Origin of the sequence: Mitsuokella sp. AF21-1AC (genome assembly GCF_003458855.1) — a bacterium.
In the GTDB taxonomy this organism is placed as follows: Bacteria; Bacillota; Negativicutes; order Selenomonadales; family Selenomonadaceae; genus Mitsuokella.
The window spans coordinates 130037-147273 of record NZ_QRVW01000001.1; the positions used below are offsets into that span (position 1 = coordinate 130037).

The following is a 17237-nucleotide window of genomic DNA, read 5'->3' on the forward strand; positions in this document are numbered from 1 at the left end:
CGGGGGCTTTTTTATACTAGAATTTGTACAGGATTTATGATGGCAGAAGGACAAGGCGGGGGTATGATGACGAGAAAACGACGAGGATTGCAGCTGGGCATTATTTTGATGCTGCTGAGTCTGCTGGTCCTGTTTTTCGTGCGAGAATCGCGAGATCATGTCGATATTTATTTTGATGATACACAGCGCGTAGAATCCTATGCGTTTGACACGCATGAACAACCGTTGAAAATTGCCATGATTTCTGTTCTTGATCAACAGGATACAGAACAGTACCAGAAACGACTGGCCAATGGTATTGGGCGCCAGCTTCATCGGCCGGTTCTGCTGCTGCGGCGTAAAAGCTATATGGAAATTAACCGTCTGATCAGCAAAGGCGAAGCAGATATTGCCATGATGTCGACCGGAGCATATTGCATGTATGGCCAGCAGGAGGGACTGTCTTTGCTAGCCATGCAGGAACGCAATGGACTGCCTTATTATTTCAGCTATATCATTGTGCCACAGGACAGTGCCGCATCTTCTTTAGACGAATTGAAGGGAAAGTCATTTGCCTACGTTGATCCATTAAGCTATTCTGGCTACCTGTCTGTACAGGAACGTCTGGCTCAGTCTGGCGAAGATCCTGCACAGTTCTTCAAGACAAGTTATTTTACTTATAGCCATTCCGACTCCATCGATGCAGTCGCGAATCGTGAAGTAGATGGAGCAGCGGTGGACAGCCTGGCCTGTGACTATTTGCAGCGCTATAATCCACAGATGCTGCAAAAGATTCGAGTTATAGAAGTCCTGCCAAAGCGTGGAACGAGCCCCGTTGTCGCACGAAAAGATTTTTCAGCAAATGATGAAGTTCAGCAGGCACTATTGCATTTGCATGAGGATCCGGATGCAGCCGATGCGATGCATCACCTTCTCATTGACCGGTTTATCCTGCCGGATCCTTCACTCTATCCGCCAATCCAATTAAGGGAGGGACGTTGATGGGATGGCTGACACATCTGAAGATTGCCAATAAACTCATCGTTATGCTGGTGAGTGTCATTTTCCTGTTCAGTGTCTTGTCGGGACTGTTATTCTATCAGACGCTTTCCAGTGTGATGGAGGAGGATCTGATTGTTCGTGGCCGTTCGGTTTCTTCCGGGATTGCGGAATTGGCAGCAGATCCGATTTTATCTGGCAATTTGCTGGCTCTGGAAGAAATCCTTTACATGGAAAAAAAGAATAATTCCTTTATCGAATATATCTTTATCCTGGATAAGGATAATCGTGTGATGGCACATACCTTTTCAAATGGGATGCCAAAGGGACTTTTGGGCGTGCATCGCGTTGATGAGGACGAGGTAAAGGCGTTTTCCAGTGATCGTGGCCGGATCCAGGATATTTGCAGACCAATCGAGGATGGTTCTTTGGGGTATGTGCGTCTCGGCGTAAACGAGAATTTGCTGGATGAGGTCTTGAAAAATAATTTCCTAAAATTTGCCGGTATTATCTTTTTGGCTGGCTTGCTCGGTGCACTGTTCGTCTATTTTCTGACACGCATCTTTACGCGTCCATTGGAAGGATTGATGCGATGGGCAAGGGAAATCACAAAAGGAAATTTTGCAGCGATGCCATTGAGCGTCTATTCGCGCGATGAGTTCGGGCAGCTGACCATAGCGATGAATGTCATGGCCACCCATTTACGGCGGGCAGAGGAAGATCGCCGCAGATTGCTGGCTCATCTGCTGACGGTTCAGGAGGAAGAACGTCAGCGCATATCCATGGAACTGCATGATGAAAGCGGTCAGGCTTTGACGGCCCTGATGCTTTCCCTTCGTACACTGGCCAAGCAGGCTGAAGATGAAGAGAGCCGACATTATATCCTGGCTGTACGGGAAGAAACGGCCCATACGTTTCAACGTTTGCGGAATCTGGCTGTGGAATTGCGTCCGCCGGCACTTGACGAACAGGGAGTAGAGGCTGCCATTTTCAATCTTGTTGAATCATACCGCAGGCAACATGAAGTTGTTATTGCATTTCATTGTCAGATGCAGGAATTGCCGGATAAAACGTTGAGTCTGGCACTTTACCGGATTATCCAGGAATGCCTGACAAATATTTTCAAGCATGCACAGGCCAGGCATGCAGAACTTGACCTGAAAAGTGCATCAGGAGAACTGCAGCTTTTCGTAAGAGATGATGGTATTGGCTTTACGAAAGAACGCTTGCGTCAGGCAAGGCGCGAGAATCATTTGGGATTATATGGCATACAGGAGCGTGTGCGTCTGCTGGGAGGGACGATTCATTTCACTTCGGAAGAATCGGAGTGGACGACGGTAATCGCGATTACCTTCTGGATGCATGGCAAAGAAAAAGGGGATGAAGTTGTTGAAAATCATGCTGGTAGATGATCATTCACTCATTCGTACGGGGTTGCGCCTGTTACTGAAGGGCGAACCGGGATTTGAGGTTACAGCAGAGGCTGGGACTGCGGAAGAAGCATTGGCAAAACTTGACCAGCAGCCGGTGGATTTGATGATTCTTGATATTTCCATGCCTGGCATGGGCGGGTTGGAATGCATTGCAGAAGCAAGGCGCCGATATCCCTCTCTGCGCATCATTGTCTTGAGTATGCATGAAGATGATTCATATATCCGTAAGGCGATGCAGCTCGGAGCCAATGGGTATATTCCGAAAAGTTCTGCCGATGATGAACTGCTGGATGCCGTGCGCGCTGTAGCTGCTGGACGCTTTTATCTGAGCCGGAATGCGGAACAATCCCTGTTTCAGGCTCTTTTCCAGACCTGCGACAAGCAGGATAATCCCCTGGACCGTCTCAGTCCGCGGGAGTTTGAAGTATTTACATATCTGGTTCATGGCTATACGATTACCGAGATCGGTCAGAAACTCCATTTAAGTGTGAAAACGATTGACACGCATAAGACCAAGCTTATGGAAAAGTTGGGCTGCATGAAACGCAGTGAACTCGTGACCATAGCACTGCAATATCGGATTTTGCAATGAGTGTGCGGGTAGGAATTTTTCCGATGGCAGAGGGAAAATATCTGAAGCAGAATGCAGAAGTGCTCTGATATCGGAATACTGATAATTCACATACAATAAAGATATCAAATTCCTGATATTCTGAATGGAGTGAAGAACATGATATCTTTGTTGAAACCGCGTCAAGTTCGTACCCGTGTCCCGAACGATCAGATTCAGCGCATCTATCGGTCGTTTCGCTTGCGTACCTTGCTGGGAATCACCATCGGCTATGCATGCTTCTATGTGGTGCGCAATAATTTTGCGCTATCGACGCCGTATCTCAAGGCGGATTTGGATCTTTCTGCCGGCAGTATTGGCTTGCTCAGCAGCTATATGCTGATTGCTTATGGTTGCAGCAAAGGCTATATGAGCAGCTTTGCGGATAAGGCGGATCCCAAACGTTTCATGGCCCTCGGACTTCTGCTCTGTGCCTTCATCAATATACTGCTGGGCTTCAGCTCAGGATTCATGGCAATTTCTGCGCTTGTCATCCTTCTTGGCACGTTTCAGGGAATGGGGGTTGGCCCCTGCTTCATTTCCATGGCCAAATGGTATCCGAAGAAGGAACGCGGTATCATCGGCGCCATCTGGAATACGTCACATAATCTTGGTGGTGGTATAGTAGCGCCGATTGTCACAGCAGGATTTTTCCTGTTTGGTACGGAACATTGGCAGGTGGCCAGTTATATCTTCCCTGCCATGATTGCCGTCATTGGTGCTGTCGTTGTTCTCTGCCTGGTCAAAGGTGCTCCTGAAAATGAAGGCCTGCCGAAACTGAGTGAGATAGTCCCCAATGATGAAAGCCTGGATAATCTTACACAGGATGACCGTACCGTCAAGAATATGAGTTCCTGGCAGATTTTCAAGACCTATGTCTTGCCAAATAAGAATGTCTGGTGTGTTTCACTCGTTGATACTTTCGTTTATACGGTTCGTTTCGGCATGCTGACCTGGATGCCGATTTACCTCTTGCAGGTGAAGGGCTTTACAAAAGCAGAAATGGCCATTGCCTTTCTCGTCTTTGAATGGGCAGCTATTCCGACGACTCTTTTTTCCGGTGTAATATCGGACAAGCTTTTTAAAGGGTATCGCATGCCGCCTGCCATCATCAGCATGATCCTGATCTTTGGCTGCATCATTGGATACTGGCAGAGTGATTCCTTGTTGGAAACGACAGTCTTTGCGGCTATTGTCGGCTGCTTAATTTATGTACCGCAGTTCCTGGCTTCCGTACAGACGATGGAAATCGTTCCTTCTTATGCTGTTGGCTCGGCTGTAGGGTTGAGAGGATTCATGAGTTATGTTATCGGCACCTCCTTTGGCACGAGCATCTTCGGTGTCGTCGTAGACCGTGTCGGCTGGAACGGGGGCTTTTATATTTTGTTTACGGCGGTTATCCTTTGCTTGCTGTTCTGCGTGCTCACGCATCTTGGGGCAGTAAAACTTCATCGGCAGCTTGCTGTACAAGGCGCAGAGACAACTCCAGCATCGGCGCCGGCTGATCATGTGTCCCGGAAGCTGGAAACAAATTCTTACAATTGAATTGAATGCAGGAATGCAAAATCCCGGCTGGGTTTAATCTCAGCCGGGATTTCTTATGTGCAGGAGAGTATTCAGCGCAGCCCCTGCAGGATCTTATAGAGTTCTGCTTTCATGGTTTCAATCTCGTCGGGGGAGAGAATGACTCCTGCTTCGGTCAGATGACAGCCCATCTGCTTCGGCACGTTCTTGGCCTGTTCCTTGAGCGCCATACCGTCTTCTGTCAGGATGGCATTGACGACGCGCTCGTCCTCGGCGCTGCGCCGGCGTTCGATATAGCCGAGCTGCTCGAGTTTCTTGAGTACGGGCGTCAACGTGCCGGAATCCAGGTAGAGACGATGTCCAAGATCACGCACGGATATCGCCTTCTTTTCCCAGAGCACCATCATGGTCACATATTGCGTATAAGTCAGGCCGATGGCCTTGAGGAAGGGGTGATACGCCGCCACGATCTTGCGGGCACAGGCATATATGGGAAAGCAGAGCTGCTTATCGAGCAAGAGTAAATCATCTTCGTGTTTTTGTGTCATATGGCATCCTTTCTGCGGTTCATAATAAGAATCCTTACGTGTATCATGTGCTTAATTATAGTATAGCAGATTTTTCAGGAACCATAAATAAAATTTTTTAAAATTGTATTTGACAAAATTAATTTGATACAATATAATTAAACCATACCAATTGACGGTAGATATTGTGTATGAATCGAACAGGAGGAAAAACGATGAGCTTGAATGGAATCATGAAAGGTACGGAACTGGAAGATGTTATGAAGAGTCTGATGCAGGGCGAGGCCAATGGCGTCATGATGTACTATGCGCTGGCACAGCTCGCACGTGAGCAGGGCTTTGAGGATGCGGCAGAGAGCTTCATCGAGGCTGCCAATGAAGAGGCTGTCCACGCTGGCTTCTATGCTGTTCTGAGCGGCAAGTATCCGTCGGATTTCTGGGGCCTCGTACGCGGCATCCAGAAAGCTGAGACGAATGGCGAAGCACAGATCAAGGCACTCGCCGACCAGGTCCGTGCTGCTGGCCATGCTGAGGCAGCTGATCAGATGGACGTCTTCGCTCGTCAGGAAGGCGGCCACGGTGTTCGCCTGCAGAAGCTGCTCGACAAGTACCAGAAGCATGCAGAAGCACCAGTTGGCCAGAAGGTCTATGTCTGCCCGGTCTGCGGCTATGAGCATGTCGGCGATATCAACGATGAAGATGATTCCTACGTCTGCCCAATCTGCGGCCAGTCAAAGAGCGCCTTCATCCTGAAGAAATAAACAGCATATGAACACATCGCGCAGCCGAATCTATAGGCTGTCTCCCAACTCCCAAATGAAGCAGATTGAGGTGCAATAGCAATGGATAACCAAAACGTAATCGATGCCTTTCACATGATGTGGGACAATTTTCCCGAACCCGTCATGCTCATCCAGAAGAGCCGTCAGATTTACGCTGTCAACAAGAAAGCGGCGTCGATGGGACTCAACACGGAGATGAAATGCTCTCAAATCGGTACAAAACCACATCGCGGCTGTCTCTGCAACAAAGCAGCAGATGAGAAAAAAGCCGTTTACATCACTTATGAGACCCCCTTGGGACAGGCCTATGGCTACTGGATACCGGTTGCCGGTCATGAAGAATATCTGCTTCATTTTGGCGTGGGATATACGTTTGAATACCCAAAATCGGAACTCAGATAATCCCTATTGCAGCAACTTCGCGTGGATAACTCCCTCTCTATTGCGAAACAGCAAAAATCGGTGTATGGATCTGTGCGCCGATTTTTGCTGCTTTTATGGCGTTTTGTGGATGACATGCCCTATGATATAATAAAGACGAAAATCTGTATTTGAGAAACGGGGGATGGTCATGCGAGAAGATGCGGATTATATGAGGATGGCGCTTGAGGAGGCGCAGAAGGCATATGATCTTGGCGAGGTGCCGATTGGTGCGGTGCTTGTCGATGCGGACGGCGAGGTTGTTGCGCGCGGCCACAATATGCGCGAGGTCTGGCACGACGCCACGGCGCATGCCGAGATGATTGCGATACGTGAGGCCTGCGAAAAGCAGGGCCGCTGGCGGCTTTCGGGGCTTACGCTCTACGTGACGATTGAGCCGTGTCCGATGTGTGCGGGGGCCATTGTCATGAGCCGTGTCGACCGCGTGGTTTACGGCAGCACCGATGCGAGGGCCGGAGCCTGCGAATCGGTGTTCAATATTCCCGGGAATCCGACGCTCAATCACCGCCCGGAGATGACGGCCGGTGTCCTGCAGCAGGAGTGCGCGGACATCATGAAGCGTTTCTTCAAGGAACGGCGGGGTCAGCGCAAACGCGCAAAACAGGAAAAGCAGGCAGCAAATTGAAGCTGCCTGCTTTTCTTGTATGTGGTCTGTTTTTATGGTGCTGACTGGGATGGCTGTGCAAGCCAATGGCTCCAGCTCGTCATAAAATCTTGGTCGCGATTGTCTCTGATGTATGTGTGGAACTTCTCAAGCCATGGCAGATAGCCGGCTTGCACGAGGTCGGCGCCACCGAGGGCTTTTTGATGCGCGGCGGCTTCTGCGGCGGAATGGTCCGGCTGCTCCAGCAGTTCGTATAAGGTCATGAAGGTCGTCGTGCGTCCTTGTCCGGCCTGGCAGTGGAAGAAGAGCCAGCCGTGCTCACGGGGCAGGCTGCGGTAGAAGGCGACGAAGTCGTCGATGGCCTGCGGCTCGGGCCAGCTCATATCCGTGGCTGCAAAGCGTTCGTAGCCGTAGCCAAGGGAACGGGCGAAGTGGCGTTCTGTTTCCCAGCTGCTGATTGTGCCGGCGAACGGAGCGGCAATCGCGAGCTGGTCGGCCTTGCCTATCGGCATGGCGATGACAGCGGTCTGCATGGCCGCTGCGAGCTGATGGCTCTCGCGTGCTTCCACTTCCGACGCGCCAAGGCCGCGGTTGGCTGCATTTTGCTCCGTGTGCCAGCTCACAGCCGCGCCGTTCAGGAAGCCGTGTGATTCCTGCCGGAGATCGATGATCCATAATGGCGTGCTGATAGGGAGGCCGAGTTCCTGCCGCAGATTTTTCAGTGTTTCCGGCGTCGGCTGATTGCCGCCGGCAATCTTCAGCTGCGCATCACTGCGGAAATTGCGCGGTCTCACCTGAGCCGGGTCGGCATCGAGGCGCCAGGAACCGGGATTTGCTGCCTGCACGTCGGCGGACAGCAGGCAGAGGAGTGCGAGGCAGGTGCAGATTGCGCAGAGAAGGCTGTTCATTCTGATTGTCATTGTGATGATTCTATTCATAGTGCGTTCCTTTCAATCTGTTATTAAGGCTGTGAGACAGAAGGTGAAACGGGGGCGGCTGTCTTACCGTACCTTTAAGTATACACGAACAGAAGCCGTTTCGTCATGGTGTCATCACAACGGGAAAATCATTTCGGGTGCCATGCGCGGCTACGGCTATTCGCTGCCGCCGGCGCTCCTGATGATGCTCACGATCTGCGGCGTTCGCATCGGCTGGATCTATACGGCGTTTGCGGCCGTGCCGACGTTCTTCATTATCATGCTCTCGTATCCGATCAGCTGGGCTGTGACGGTTGTCCTGCTGCTCGTCATTTACCGGTTCTACTGCAGGAATCTCACGGTACCCCGGCGGGGATGATGGGCCATGCCATGGACAGGATGCATCAATTGTCGTGCAATATTCGTCCATATCCATTATAATGAATATAATTGACCGTGACGATGGGAAATCCGTCACGGCAGGTGAGCCATCTGCTGCCGGAACGAGTTGCACGGATGGCAGGACAGCAAGATGAGGTGATAGCATACAGATGGATATTTCGATGACCTATTTGCTCAACAGCGGTTTTCTCGTGCGTGTGGGCCGCGTGCTGCTGGTCTTTGACGATTACAAGGACCCGAGCCATGCCGTGGACGAGGCTGTGGCAGCCGATGACTTTGACCAGCTTTACGTCTTTGCCTCGCATGCGCATTTCGACCATTTTGACCCGCACATCGGGCTTTACGCCGATGCCGTAAACCAGTACATCTTCGGCTATGACATCCGCCATACGAAGCGCGTGCGCGCCTTTCCGCAGGATAAGGTGCAGTTTCTGGCCACGTACAGTCATTGGGAGGATGAGGACCTGTCGGTTGAATCCTTTGATTCGACGGATACTGGTGTCTCCTTTCTCGTGACGCTCAAGCAGCAGGGCGTTCGCATCTTCCATGCCGGGGATTTCAACTGGTGGGATTGGGATGGCGAAGACCGCGAGACGCGGAAACTCGCTGAGAACGCTTTCCGCAAACAGATGAAGAAGCTGCAGGGCCTGCAGGCCGACGTTGCGTTCTTCCCGGTGGACGGACGCCTTGGCGGGCAGCTCGACAAGGGCGCGAAGGAATTCTGCGCGGAAACGGATATCGGTGCACTCGTGACGATGCATTCCGTGGGATATCCGGCCTGGCAGCCACCGGCAGGCTTTTTCCGTCCTGGCCATGAGGTGCCGATCTGGTCACCGCGTGAGCCCGGGGAAAAAAATGTGCTGCGTGATGGCAGGCTATTGAAATGACAGGAGGAGATGGGGTAGAATGAAGAAGATGCTTATGATGCTGCTGGCATTGACGCTTCTCCTGACGGGAAGCTGCCTGGCGGCAGGAAACAGTAACGCAACATCATCAGCCAATGGAGGAGAGAAACACATGGCAAATCGCATTGCAGTATTTGAGACGAACCAGGGAAATTTTGAAATCGAGCTTTTTGAGGATCAGACGCCGATTACGACGAAGAACTTCATCGACTTGGCACAGAAAGGCTTCTATGACGGCGTCATCTTCCACCGCGTCATCGACGGCTTCATGATCCAGGGCGGCGATCCGACGGGCACGGGTACGGGCGGCCCCGGCTATACGATCGAGGATGAGTTTGTCGACAGCCTGCGCTTCACGGGCGAGGGCATCCTGGCCATGGCGAACACGGGCATGCCTCATACGGGCGGCAGCCAGTTCTTCATCACGCTCGACAAGACGCCGTGGCTCAATGGCCACCATACGATCTTCGGCAAGGTCGTCAAGGGCATGGATGTTGTTCGCAAGATCGGCCATGTGGAGACGGATTTTGCCGATCGTCCGCTCGAGGATGTCGTCATCAAGACGATCAAGATCCAGGAAGCAGAATGACCGATGCCGGAAGCGTATACCTATATGGTTGAGTGCGCAGATGGCAGTCTCTATACGGGGTGGACGAATGACCTCAAGCGGCGCGTCGCGGCTCATAATGCGGGCCGGGGCGCCAAGTATACGCGCTCGCGCCGTCCGGTGCGCCTCGTTTATTTCGAGTGCTTCGCGACGAAAGAGGAAGCGCTCTCCCGCGAAGCCGGCATCAAGCACCTGACCCGTGCGGCCAAGCTGGCTTTGATTGACAGGTGCGGGAAAGAAACGTATAATGAATAAGTTAAACTGAACATACAAAGGGGCGTTTTATCATGGCAGACAAAAAGGTCATGCTGACCGAAGACGGCTATAATAAACTCGTAGAAAAGCTCAATTATCTCAAGAGCGTCAAGCGCATTGAGATCGCACAGCGCCTGAAGGCAGCCATTGCCCTCGGCGACCTTTCGGAGAACTCCGAGTACGATGATGCCAAGAATGAGCAGGCATTCCTCGAAGGCGAGATCCAGGATCTCGAGGCGAAGATCCGCAATTCGCACATCATCAAGGCTGGTGCCGGCGATGTCGTCCAGATGGGCAGCAGCGTAACGGTCAAGGACCTCGAGTTCGATGACGAGGACACGTTCATGCTCGTCGGTTCGACGGAGGCAGATCCGGACGAGGGCAAGATTTCCAACGAATCGCCGCTCGGACAGGCTCTGCTCGGCCAGAAGAAGGGCAGTGTCGTCGATGTGCATGCACCGGCTGGCATCATCAAGTACGAGATTATCGATATCAAGGGATAAGACTCCCGCAGAGATTGGAGTAAAGCAAGCATGGCAGATAAGCAGAAGAAGGGGCAGCAGGCCCCTGTGGAGGACCTCAATGAGATGATGAAGGTCCGCCGCGAGAAGATGGAAGAGTTCCGCGCCATGGGCGTGCCGCCGTTTGGCCATCGTTATGAGGTCACGGACTACGCAGAGCCCATCAAGGAGAAGTACGCGCATCTCGAGGGCGATGAAGAAGGCGACGAGGTACGCATTGCAGGCCGCCTGATGGCTATCCGCGGCCACGGCAAGGCTTCGTTCTGTACGCTCAACGACCGCACGGGCAATATCCAGGTCTATTTCAAGATCGATGTGCTCGGCGAGGACAAGTACAAGAATCAGTTCCGCAAACTCGATATTGGCGATATCGTCGGCATTCGCGGCGTGGTGTTCAAGACGCATCGCGGCGAGGTGACGGTCCGCGTCGAGGATTTTGATCTGCTCTCGAAATCGCTGCGTCCGCTGCCGGAGAAGTTCCATGGCCTGCAGGATGTCGACATCCGCTATCGCCAGCGCTACCTCGACCTCATCATGAATCCGGAGGTCCGCGATACGTTCCGCAAGCGCACGAAGATCATTCAGTCCATCCGTCAGTACCTCGATGACCGCGATTATCTCGAGGTCGAGACGCCGGTGCTCTCGACGATTGCCGGCGGTGCTGCGGCACGTCCGTTCGTCACGCATCACAATGCGCTTGACATCGATCTCTATCTGCGCATCGCGACGGAGCTCAACCTCAAGCGCCTCGTCATCGGCGGCTTTGACCGCGTCTATGAGATGGGCCGCGTCTTCCGCAACGAGGGCATGGATGTGCGCCACAACCCGGAATTCACGACGATTGAGTTCTATCAGGCCTATGCAGACTACACGGACATGATGGACATCACGGAAGGCATTGTCGTCAATGCGGCAAAATCCGTACTTGGCACGCCGGTCATCAATTACCAGGGCGTCGAGATCGACCTCTCGAAGGTCAAGCGCATCAGCATGAATGATGCCGTCAAGGAAGCGACGGGCAAGGACTTCCTCTCGTGTGAGACGGTGGAAGAGGCCCGCAGGATGGCTGACGAGATCGGTGTTCCGTACGAGCAGCGCCATGGCATCGGCGGCATCCTCAACCAGGCGTTCGAGGAGAAAGTCGAGGAGACTCTGATGCAGCCGACGTTCATCACGGGCCATCCGACGGAGATCTCGCCGCTTGCCAAGCGCAATCCGGAAGATCCGCGCATCACGGACCGCTTTGAGTTCTTCATCTATGGCCGCGAACTGGCCAATGGCTTCACGGAGCTCAACGACCCGATCGATCAGGAAGGCCGCTTCCTCGATCAGCTCAAGCAGCGCGAGGCCGGCGATGATGAGGCACATGTCATGGATCGCGATTACATCACGGCTATGGAATACGGCCTGCCGCCGACGGGCGGCGTAGGCATCGGCATCGACCGTCTCGTCATGCTGCTGACGGACGCACCATCCATCCGCGATGTCCTGCTCTTCCCGACGATGAAGCCGCTTGCTGAGTAAGGTATCTTATCCTGCATGAACAAAGGAGTTGTGATGGCGGGCTTTTGCCCGCTGTTCACAGCTCCTTTTTGGCACTCTGCTTATTGACAGCGTCTGGTGGATATATTACAATATCTGTAAAACATACTAGTAAACTATGTTAATGTGAATAACTGAGATAAAGTGAGGGATTCCCATGCAGCAGAATGAAATCATCGATAAGATCACCGAAGAATTTTACTGGTTCCACCGTCATCCGGAACTTTCCTATGAAGAGATTGAGACGACAAAGCGCCTGCGGCAGGATCTGGAGGCTGCTGACATCAAAATCCTTGATCTGCCGCTCAAGACGGGACTCGTCGCCGAGGTCGGCACGGGCAAGGCACCTTTTATCGCGCTGCGCTGCGACATCGACGGTCTGCCGATACAGGAAGAATCGGGGCTTGACTATGCGTCCGAACATGAGGGCCGCATGCATGCCTGCGGTCACGACTTCCACATCAGCACGGTGCTCGGTGCGGCGTATCTGCTCAAGGCGCAGGAAAATGAGCTCCGAGGCACGGTCTATCTGATCTTCCAGCCGGCGGAGGAGGCCCCGGGCGGTGCGCGCAAGGTCATGGTGACGGGCGTGCTCAAGGAGGTGCAGGCAATCTTCGGACTGCACACATCGCCGCTCTACGATGTCGGCACGCTCGGCATCCGCGAGGGAGCCGTGACGGCCTCGGTCGATAAATTCACGGTGACGTTTCATGGCAAGGGGACGCATGCGGCACATCCGGAACGCGGCATCGACCCCATCGTCATGGCGGCAGGCTTCGTCACGGCGGCGCAGAGCATCGTTTCGCGCAACATCGATCCCGCGCATCCTGGCCTCGTCTCGATCACGCATATCGAGAGCGGCAATACCTGGAATGTCATCCCCGAGTCTGCCTGGCTCGAGGGCACGGTGCGCTGCCTGACCGCGGAGGACCGCAAGCTCATCAAGAAGCGCATCTACGGGCTGGCGGAGGGGCAGGCCGCTTCCTTCGGCGGCCACGCGGAACTCACGTGGTATGCGGGACCTCCGGCTACGAACAACACGCCGTCTTGGACGGAATTCGCAGCGGAAGAGGCACGCAGGGAGGGCCTGACGGTGGAGCCGGCCCCCGTCAATCTGGCCGGTGAGGATTTTGCGTATTATCAGGAGGAGATTCCTGGGGCATTCGTGCTCGTCGGCACGGGCAAATCCCCGGCCAATCACAATCCGAAGTTCCATGTGGATCCGGCGGCACTCGGCCCAGCGGCCCGCTATATGGCAAATCTGGCCCGCGAGGCGTTTGCCCGCCTTTGAGTTGAAGCGAGGGATATCATGAAAATCATCGATGCGCATCTGCATTTCGGCGCGGATGCCTATTTTGACCAGATTGCCAGGGCTGCCCAGCACGAGAACAGCGCTGAGCACCTGCTGGAGCAGTATCGTGCACGCGGGCTCGTTCACGGTATTGTCATGGGCAATCTGCCCGTGGAGGATGTCTCGCCGGATTACCCGCCGTTCCTCTCGTACTGCGTGGGACTCGACAGCAGGATCTTTGACTTCGAGCATCTGGAAGCGCAGCTGCCTTTTCTGGAACGGCATCTGCAGCGTGACTGCTGCCGGGGCATCAAGCTGTATCCGGGGTACAGCTCGTTTTACATCTACGATGACCGGCTGGCGCCAATCTACGAGCTGGCCGTGAAATACCGGAAGCCGGTGGCCGTCCATACGGGATTGACGGCGACGGACCAGGCACTCCTCAAATACAGCCACCCGCTCGTCATGGATGAAGCGGCGACGCGCTTCCGCAAGGTACAGTTCGTCATGTGCCATTTCGGCGAGCCGTGGTTCACGGATGCAGCAGCCGTGATCGAGAAGAATCCAAATGTGGCGGCTGACCTTTCCGGACTGCTCGAGGGCAAGATTCCTGATTTTGAAGCGTTCCTGCAGAAGAAGCACTTCTACATCGAGCGCCTGAAGGGCTGGCTCGAGTATCTCGACTCGTATGACCGCTTCATGTTTGGCACAGACTGGCCGCTCGCGAATCTCGGGGACTACATCGCGTTCACGAAGGAGATCATTCCGGAAGAACATTGGCATGAGGTGTTTTACGAAAATGCCGTTCGCATCTATGGTCTGGACCCAAAAACATTGAGTGTTTGAGCTTTATCTGGTAAAATGCTGTGGACAGCGAAATTTCGTTGTGCCATAGCATTTTTTCTAAGAAAGTAATGTGCTCTTGTATTGGCATGATGCTGATGCCCTTTTGTCCTCTGTGTGTGTATCTTGAGATTTTGCGGGGACGATGGTCCTTTTCTTATGTACAATTTGTCGCTTTTTTAGTTGGAACCAATTGCTGTCCGCCGTGTAGTGATACGGCGCTGCAGCTGAGATGCCTTGTCGCTTCTGCGTTCTTTTGTTATAATTATATCGTGACTCATACCGTTGGTCAGACCGGTTTTGTGCACGACTCACGGACAGAGTCAAGAGAAAATGATTCAATATAAAGTACGAGGTGGTTTCAATGGCAATGGAAATCGAAATGGAAACTCTGGTGAAACGGTTCCGCGACTACATCTCCTTTGATACGCAATCGGATGAAAGCAGCGCGTCGTGTCCGTCAACTGCCAAGCAGCTGGTGTTGGCCAAGCACCTGGCTGAGGAACTCAAGAACATCGGTCTTGAGGAGGTTACGCTCGACGAGAACGGATACATCATGGCCACGCTGCCGGCCAATGGCGTGGAAGGTGCGCCGGTCGTCGGCTTCATTGCACATATGGATACGAGCCCGGATGCTTCGGGTGCCGATATCCACGAGCAGATCATCCACTACGAGGGCGGCGATATCCTCCTGAATCCGGAGAAGCAGATTGTCTTCTCGGTCAAGGATTTCCCGGAAATCGAGAAATACAAGGGCCAGGACATCATGATGACGGATGGCACGACGCTGTTGGGCGCTGATGACAAGGCCGGCATCACGTCAATCGTCAGTGCGGCCGAATACCTCCTGCACCATCCGGAAATCAAACACGGCAAGATCCGTCTGGGCTTTACGCCTGATGAAGAGATCGGACGCAGTGCAAACTTGTTCGATGTTGAGAAATTCGGTGCGGACTTTGCCTATACGATCGATGGCGGCGAGCTCGGCGGCCTGGAATATGAGAATTTCAATGCGGCCAACCCGACCATCCACATCCATGGCCGCAGCGTCCATACGGGCTCGGGCAAGGGCAAGATGAAGAATGCCGTCTCGATTGCCGCCGAGTGGCAGATGATGCTGCCGGCCGGCGAGAAACCGGAGTACACGGAGGGCCATGAAGGCTTCTACCATGTGCACAAGATCAAGGGCGGCGTTGAAGAAGTCACTATGGGCATGCTGATTCGCGACCATGACAAGGAGCACTTTGCTGCACGCAAGGCATACCTCGACAAGATGGCGGCGTTCCTCAATGAGAAATACGGTGAGGGTACCGTAGAGGTGGAGCACCGCGACGTCTACCACAACATGCTCGAGAAGATTGCTGACGGCAACATGTACATCGTCGAGCTCGCTCATGATGCGATGGAAGCTGCTGGCGTTGAGCCGAAGGTCGCGCCGATTCGCGGCGGCACGGATGGTGCACGCCTCTCGTTCCGCGGCCTGCCCTGCCCGAACATCTTCACGGGCGGTGCCAACTTCCATGGCCGGTTTGAATACCTGCCGCTGGAATCGCTGCAGAAGGCTGCCAATGTCACACTGGCCATCATGGTCAAGGCAGGCGGCTTGAAGAAAGCATAAGTTTTAGTTACACATAAGGAGTCACCACAAGCAAATGTCAGTAATGGAAATTGTCAAGGCCGGGGCGCCCGTCCTCAAGGAGGTCTGCGCCCCTGTCGAAAAGATCAATAAGGAATTACGGCAGCTGCTCGATGACATGGCGGAAACCATGTATAAAAATGATGGTGTCGGACTGGCTGCGCCCCAGGTGGGGCGCGCCATCCGCGCTGTCGTCATCGACTGCCAGGATGATACCGGTCTCATTGAACTCATCAATCCGGTCATCACGTTCCGTGAAGGCGAGGACGTCGACACGGAAGGCTGTTTGTCAATTCCGGGGATTTATGGAGAAGTGAAGCGTTCGGCCAGGGTCAAGGTTGAATTCCTGAACCGGCGCGGCAAGAAACAGCATATTACAGCCACAGGGCTTTTGGCGCGCTGCATCCAGCATGAACTCGACCATCTCGATGGCCAGCTGTTCATCGATATCGCGACGAGCCTGCACGGGAGGAACCAGACGTGAAGAAATTTCGTGTGATTTTCATGGGAACGCCGGAATTTGCCGTACCCTGCCTTGCTGCCCTGCATGCATCGTGTGAGGTCATCGGTGTTGTGACACAGCCCGACAAGCCGCGCGGACGCGGCCAGAAGCTCGTGCCGTCGCCGGTCAAGGCCTGGGCGGAATCTCATGGACTGCCAGTCTGGCAGCCGCAGAAAATCAAGGAGGAGTCCTTTACGGCCTTCCTCGAGGAACAGCATCCGGATCTTATGGTCGTCGTGGCCTTTGGACAGATTCTGTCCCAGCGCATCCTCGATATCCCGAAGTATGGCTGCATCAATGTCCATGGCTCCCTTCTGCCGCGTTACCGCGGTGCTGCCCCCATGCAGTGGTGCGTCATTGACGGCGAGACGAAGACCGGCGTGACGACGATGTTCATGGATGCTGGCCTCGATACGGGCGATATGCTGCTGAAGGCGGAATTCCCAATCGGTCCGGATACGACGCTCGCCGAAGTTCATGACGGGCTCATGGAGCTTGGCGCCAAGGTCCTGATGGAGACGCTGGAGAAATTGTCAGACGGTACGCTGCAGCGCATTCCGCAGACCGGCGAGTCCAATTACGCGCCGATGCTCACGAAGGAAACAGGCCGCATCCACTGGCAGGATGCCGCTTCTCATATCCACAACCTCGTGCGCGGCCTCGATTCCTGGCCGGGCGCTTACACGTTTTTATCAGGAAAGAAGTTTAAGATATGGCGTACCAGACGGACGGCAGAAACGACCCAGGCTCTCCCGGGCACGGTGCTGCTGGCCGACAAGAAAAAGGGGCTGCTGGTCGCAACGGGTGACGGCGTGCTCGAAATCCTCGAGCTGCAGGCCCCGGGCAAGAAACGCATGCGTGCGGCTGATTACCTCAATGGACATGGATTTTCGCTGCCGGCACGCTTTGAGGACTGA

Annotated in this window: 20 protein-coding genes; 18 read left to right on the forward strand and 2 right to left on the reverse strand. The window is 53.8% G+C overall.

Features of this window, described 5'->3' with window-relative positions:
• Positions 1–63 precede the first annotated feature (63 nt).
• The 4 genes from DWX75_RS00625 to DWX75_RS00640 all read left to right on the forward strand — a co-directional run bounded on the left by DWX75_RS00625 (position 64) and on the right by DWX75_RS00640 (position 4566).
• Positions 64–981, forward strand: a complete 918-nt coding sequence (locus tag DWX75_RS00625) for a PhnD/SsuA/transferrin family substrate-binding protein (protein WP_233519413.1) — start codon at positions 64–66, stop codon at positions 979–981.
• Positions 981–2390 carry an ATP-binding protein gene (locus DWX75_RS00630; protein WP_118013894.1) on the forward strand — a complete coding sequence of 470 codons (1410 nt, stop codon included), beginning with the start codon at positions 981–983 and terminating at the stop codon, positions 2388–2390. The genes DWX75_RS00625 and DWX75_RS00630 overlap by 1 nt, the downstream gene beginning before the upstream one ends.
• The gene (locus DWX75_RS00635; protein WP_199497480.1) at positions 2377–3003 is read left to right on the forward strand and encodes a response regulator transcription factor; all 627 of its coding nucleotides are present in this window, start codon (positions 2377–2379) and stop codon (positions 3001–3003) included. Before DWX75_RS00630 ends, DWX75_RS00635 begins: the two co-directional genes overlap by 14 nt.
• 138 nt (positions 3004–3141) lie before the next feature.
• A complete protein-coding gene (locus DWX75_RS00640) occupies positions 3142–4566 on the forward strand; it encodes an MFS transporter (RefSeq protein WP_118013896.1) in 1425 nt (474 codons plus the stop codon).
• Positions 4567–4637: 71 nt separating this feature from the next.
• Here DWX75_RS00640 and DWX75_RS00645 read toward each other — a convergent pair whose 3' ends face one another.
• Complete coding sequence (locus DWX75_RS00645; RefSeq protein ID WP_118013898.1) at positions 4638–5093, reverse strand: MarR family winged helix-turn-helix transcriptional regulator; 456 nt, start codon at positions 5091–5093, stop codon at positions 4638–4640.
• Positions 5094–5287: 194 nt separating this feature from the next.
• On the opposite strand from DWX75_RS00645, the gene DWX75_RS00650 reads away from it, so the two are divergent.
• The 3 genes from DWX75_RS00650 to tadA all read left to right on the forward strand — a co-directional run bounded on the left by DWX75_RS00650 (position 5288) and on the right by tadA (position 6920).
• A complete protein-coding gene (locus DWX75_RS00650) occupies positions 5288–5833 on the forward strand; it encodes a rubrerythrin family protein (RefSeq protein ID WP_118013900.1) in 546 nt (181 codons plus the stop codon).
• Between the two features lie 81 nt (positions 5834–5914).
• The gene (locus DWX75_RS00655) at positions 5915–6256 is read left to right on the forward strand and encodes a hypothetical protein (RefSeq protein WP_118013903.1); all 342 of its coding nucleotides are present in this window, start codon (positions 5915–5917) and stop codon (positions 6254–6256) included.
• 169 nt (positions 6257–6425) lie between these two features.
• Complete coding sequence (gene tadA / locus DWX75_RS00660) at positions 6426–6920, forward strand: tRNA adenosine(34) deaminase TadA (protein ID WP_118014027.1); 495 nt, start codon at positions 6426–6428, stop codon at positions 6918–6920.
• Positions 6921–6952: 32 nt separating this feature from the next.
• Here tadA and DWX75_RS00665 read toward each other — a convergent pair whose 3' ends face one another.
• The gene (locus tag DWX75_RS00665) at positions 6953–7819 is read right to left on the reverse strand and encodes a hypothetical protein (RefSeq protein WP_158558741.1); all 867 of its coding nucleotides are present in this window, start codon (positions 7817–7819) and stop codon (positions 6953–6955) included.
• A 61-nt stretch (positions 7820–7880) separates the two neighbouring features.
• Between DWX75_RS00665 and DWX75_RS00670 the strand changes: the two genes are divergently transcribed.
• The 11 genes from DWX75_RS00670 (at position 7881) to fmt (ending at position 17237) form a co-directional block, all read left to right on the forward strand.
• Positions 7881–8195, forward strand: a complete 315-nt coding sequence (locus DWX75_RS00670; RefSeq protein ID WP_199497477.1) for a hypothetical protein — start codon at positions 7881–7883, stop codon at positions 8193–8195.
• A gap of 184 nt (positions 8196–8379) precedes the next feature.
• Positions 8380–9105 (forward strand): MBL fold metallo-hydrolase, encoded by a 726-nt coding sequence (locus tag DWX75_RS00675; RefSeq protein WP_233519414.1) that lies wholly within the window; start codon positions 8380–8382, stop codon positions 9103–9105.
• Between the two features lie 19 nt (positions 9106–9124).
• On the forward strand, positions 9125–9712 hold the full coding sequence (locus DWX75_RS00680; RefSeq protein ID WP_118013909.1) for a peptidylprolyl isomerase: 588 nt from the start codon (positions 9125–9127) through the stop codon (positions 9710–9712).
• A 3-nt stretch (positions 9713–9715) separates the two neighbouring features.
• Positions 9716–9985 carry a GIY-YIG nuclease family protein gene (locus DWX75_RS00685; protein ID WP_118013911.1) on the forward strand — a complete coding sequence of 90 codons (270 nt, stop codon included), beginning with the start codon at positions 9716–9718 and terminating at the stop codon, positions 9983–9985.
• 32 nt (positions 9986–10017) lie between these two features.
• Entirely contained in the window at positions 10018–10488 is a 471-nt protein-coding gene (gene greA / locus DWX75_RS00690; RefSeq protein WP_118013912.1) for a transcription elongation factor GreA, read from the forward strand.
• A gap of 30 nt (positions 10489–10518) precedes the next feature.
• Positions 10519–12030 carry a lysine--tRNA ligase gene (gene lysS, locus DWX75_RS00695; RefSeq protein ID WP_118013914.1) on the forward strand — a complete coding sequence of 504 codons (1512 nt, stop codon included), beginning with the start codon at positions 10519–10521 and terminating at the stop codon, positions 12028–12030.
• Positions 12031–12205: 175 nt separating this feature from the next.
• Positions 12206–13339 carry an amidohydrolase gene (locus DWX75_RS00700; RefSeq protein WP_118013916.1) on the forward strand — a complete coding sequence of 378 codons (1134 nt, stop codon included), beginning with the start codon at positions 12206–12208 and terminating at the stop codon, positions 13337–13339.
• 18 nt (positions 13340–13357) lie between these two features.
• Positions 13358–14185, forward strand: coding sequence for an amidohydrolase family protein (locus DWX75_RS00705; RefSeq protein ID WP_118013918.1), 828 nt, complete (start codon positions 13358–13360; stop codon positions 14183–14185).
• 367 nt (positions 14186–14552) lie between these two features.
• Positions 14553–15800 carry a peptidase T gene (gene pepT, locus DWX75_RS00710; RefSeq protein WP_118013920.1) on the forward strand — a complete coding sequence of 416 codons (1248 nt, stop codon included), beginning with the start codon at positions 14553–14555 and terminating at the stop codon, positions 15798–15800.
• Between the two features lie 34 nt (positions 15801–15834).
• Positions 15835–16302 (forward strand): peptide deformylase, encoded by a 468-nt coding sequence (gene def / locus DWX75_RS00715; RefSeq protein WP_118013922.1) that lies wholly within the window; start codon positions 15835–15837, stop codon positions 16300–16302.
• Positions 16299–17237, forward strand: coding sequence for a methionyl-tRNA formyltransferase (gene fmt / locus DWX75_RS00720; protein ID WP_118013924.1), 939 nt, complete (start codon positions 16299–16301; stop codon positions 17235–17237). Before def ends, fmt begins: the two co-directional genes overlap by 4 nt.

Bases quoted from the DNA above. Each gene is read 5' to 3' on its own strand.
- DWX75_RS00675 (WP_233519414.1), top strand. From the start codon at position 8,380: ATGACCTATTTGCTCAACAGCGGTTTTCTCGTGCGTGTGGGCCGCGTG.
- DWX75_RS00630 (WP_118013894.1), top strand. From the start codon at position 981: ATGGGATGGCTGACACATCTGAAGATTGCCAATAAACTCATCGTTATG.
- greA (WP_118013912.1), top strand. From the start codon at position 10,018: ATGGCAGACAAAAAGGTCATGCTGACCGAAGACGGCTATAATAAACTC.
- DWX75_RS00700 (WP_118013916.1), top strand. From the start codon at position 12,206: ATGCAGCAGAATGAAATCATCGATAAGATCACCGAAGAATTTTACTGG.
- pepT (WP_118013920.1), top strand. From the start codon at position 14,553: ATGGAAATCGAAATGGAAACTCTGGTGAAACGGTTCCGCGACTACATC.
- DWX75_RS00640 (WP_118013896.1), top strand. From the start codon at position 3,142: ATGATATCTTTGTTGAAACCGCGTCAAGTTCGTACCCGTGTCCCGAAC.
- DWX75_RS00680 (WP_118013909.1), top strand. From the start codon at position 9,125: ATGAAGAAGATGCTTATGATGCTGCTGGCATTGACGCTTCTCCTGACG.
- DWX75_RS00655 (WP_118013903.1), top strand. From the start codon at position 5,915: ATGGATAACCAAAACGTAATCGATGCCTTTCACATGATGTGGGACAAT.
- tadA (WP_118014027.1), top strand. From the start codon at position 6,426: ATGCGAGAAGATGCGGATTATATGAGGATGGCGCTTGAGGAGGCGCAG.
- lysS (WP_118013914.1), top strand. From the start codon at position 10,519: ATGGCAGATAAGCAGAAGAAGGGGCAGCAGGCCCCTGTGGAGGACCTC.
- DWX75_RS00625 (WP_233519413.1), top strand. From the start codon at position 64: ATGATGACGAGAAAACGACGAGGATTGCAGCTGGGCATTATTTTGATG.
- DWX75_RS00685 (WP_118013911.1), top strand. From the start codon at position 9,716: ATGCCGGAAGCGTATACCTATATGGTTGAGTGCGCAGATGGCAGTCTC.
- DWX75_RS00665 (WP_158558741.1), bottom strand. From the start codon at position 7,819: ATGACAATCAGAATGAACAGCCTTCTCTGCGCAATCTGCACCTGCCTC.
- DWX75_RS00635 (WP_199497480.1), top strand. From the start codon at position 2,377: ATGCTGGTAGATGATCATTCACTCATTCGTACGGGGTTGCGCCTGTTA.
- def (WP_118013922.1), top strand. From the start codon at position 15,835: ATGTCAGTAATGGAAATTGTCAAGGCCGGGGCGCCCGTCCTCAAGGAG.
- DWX75_RS00645 (WP_118013898.1), bottom strand. From the start codon at position 5,093: ATGACACAAAAACACGAAGATGATTTACTCTTGCTCGATAAGCAGCTC.
- DWX75_RS00705 (WP_118013918.1), top strand. From the start codon at position 13,358: ATGAAAATCATCGATGCGCATCTGCATTTCGGCGCGGATGCCTATTTT.
- DWX75_RS00650 (WP_118013900.1), top strand. From the start codon at position 5,288: ATGAGCTTGAATGGAATCATGAAAGGTACGGAACTGGAAGATGTTATG.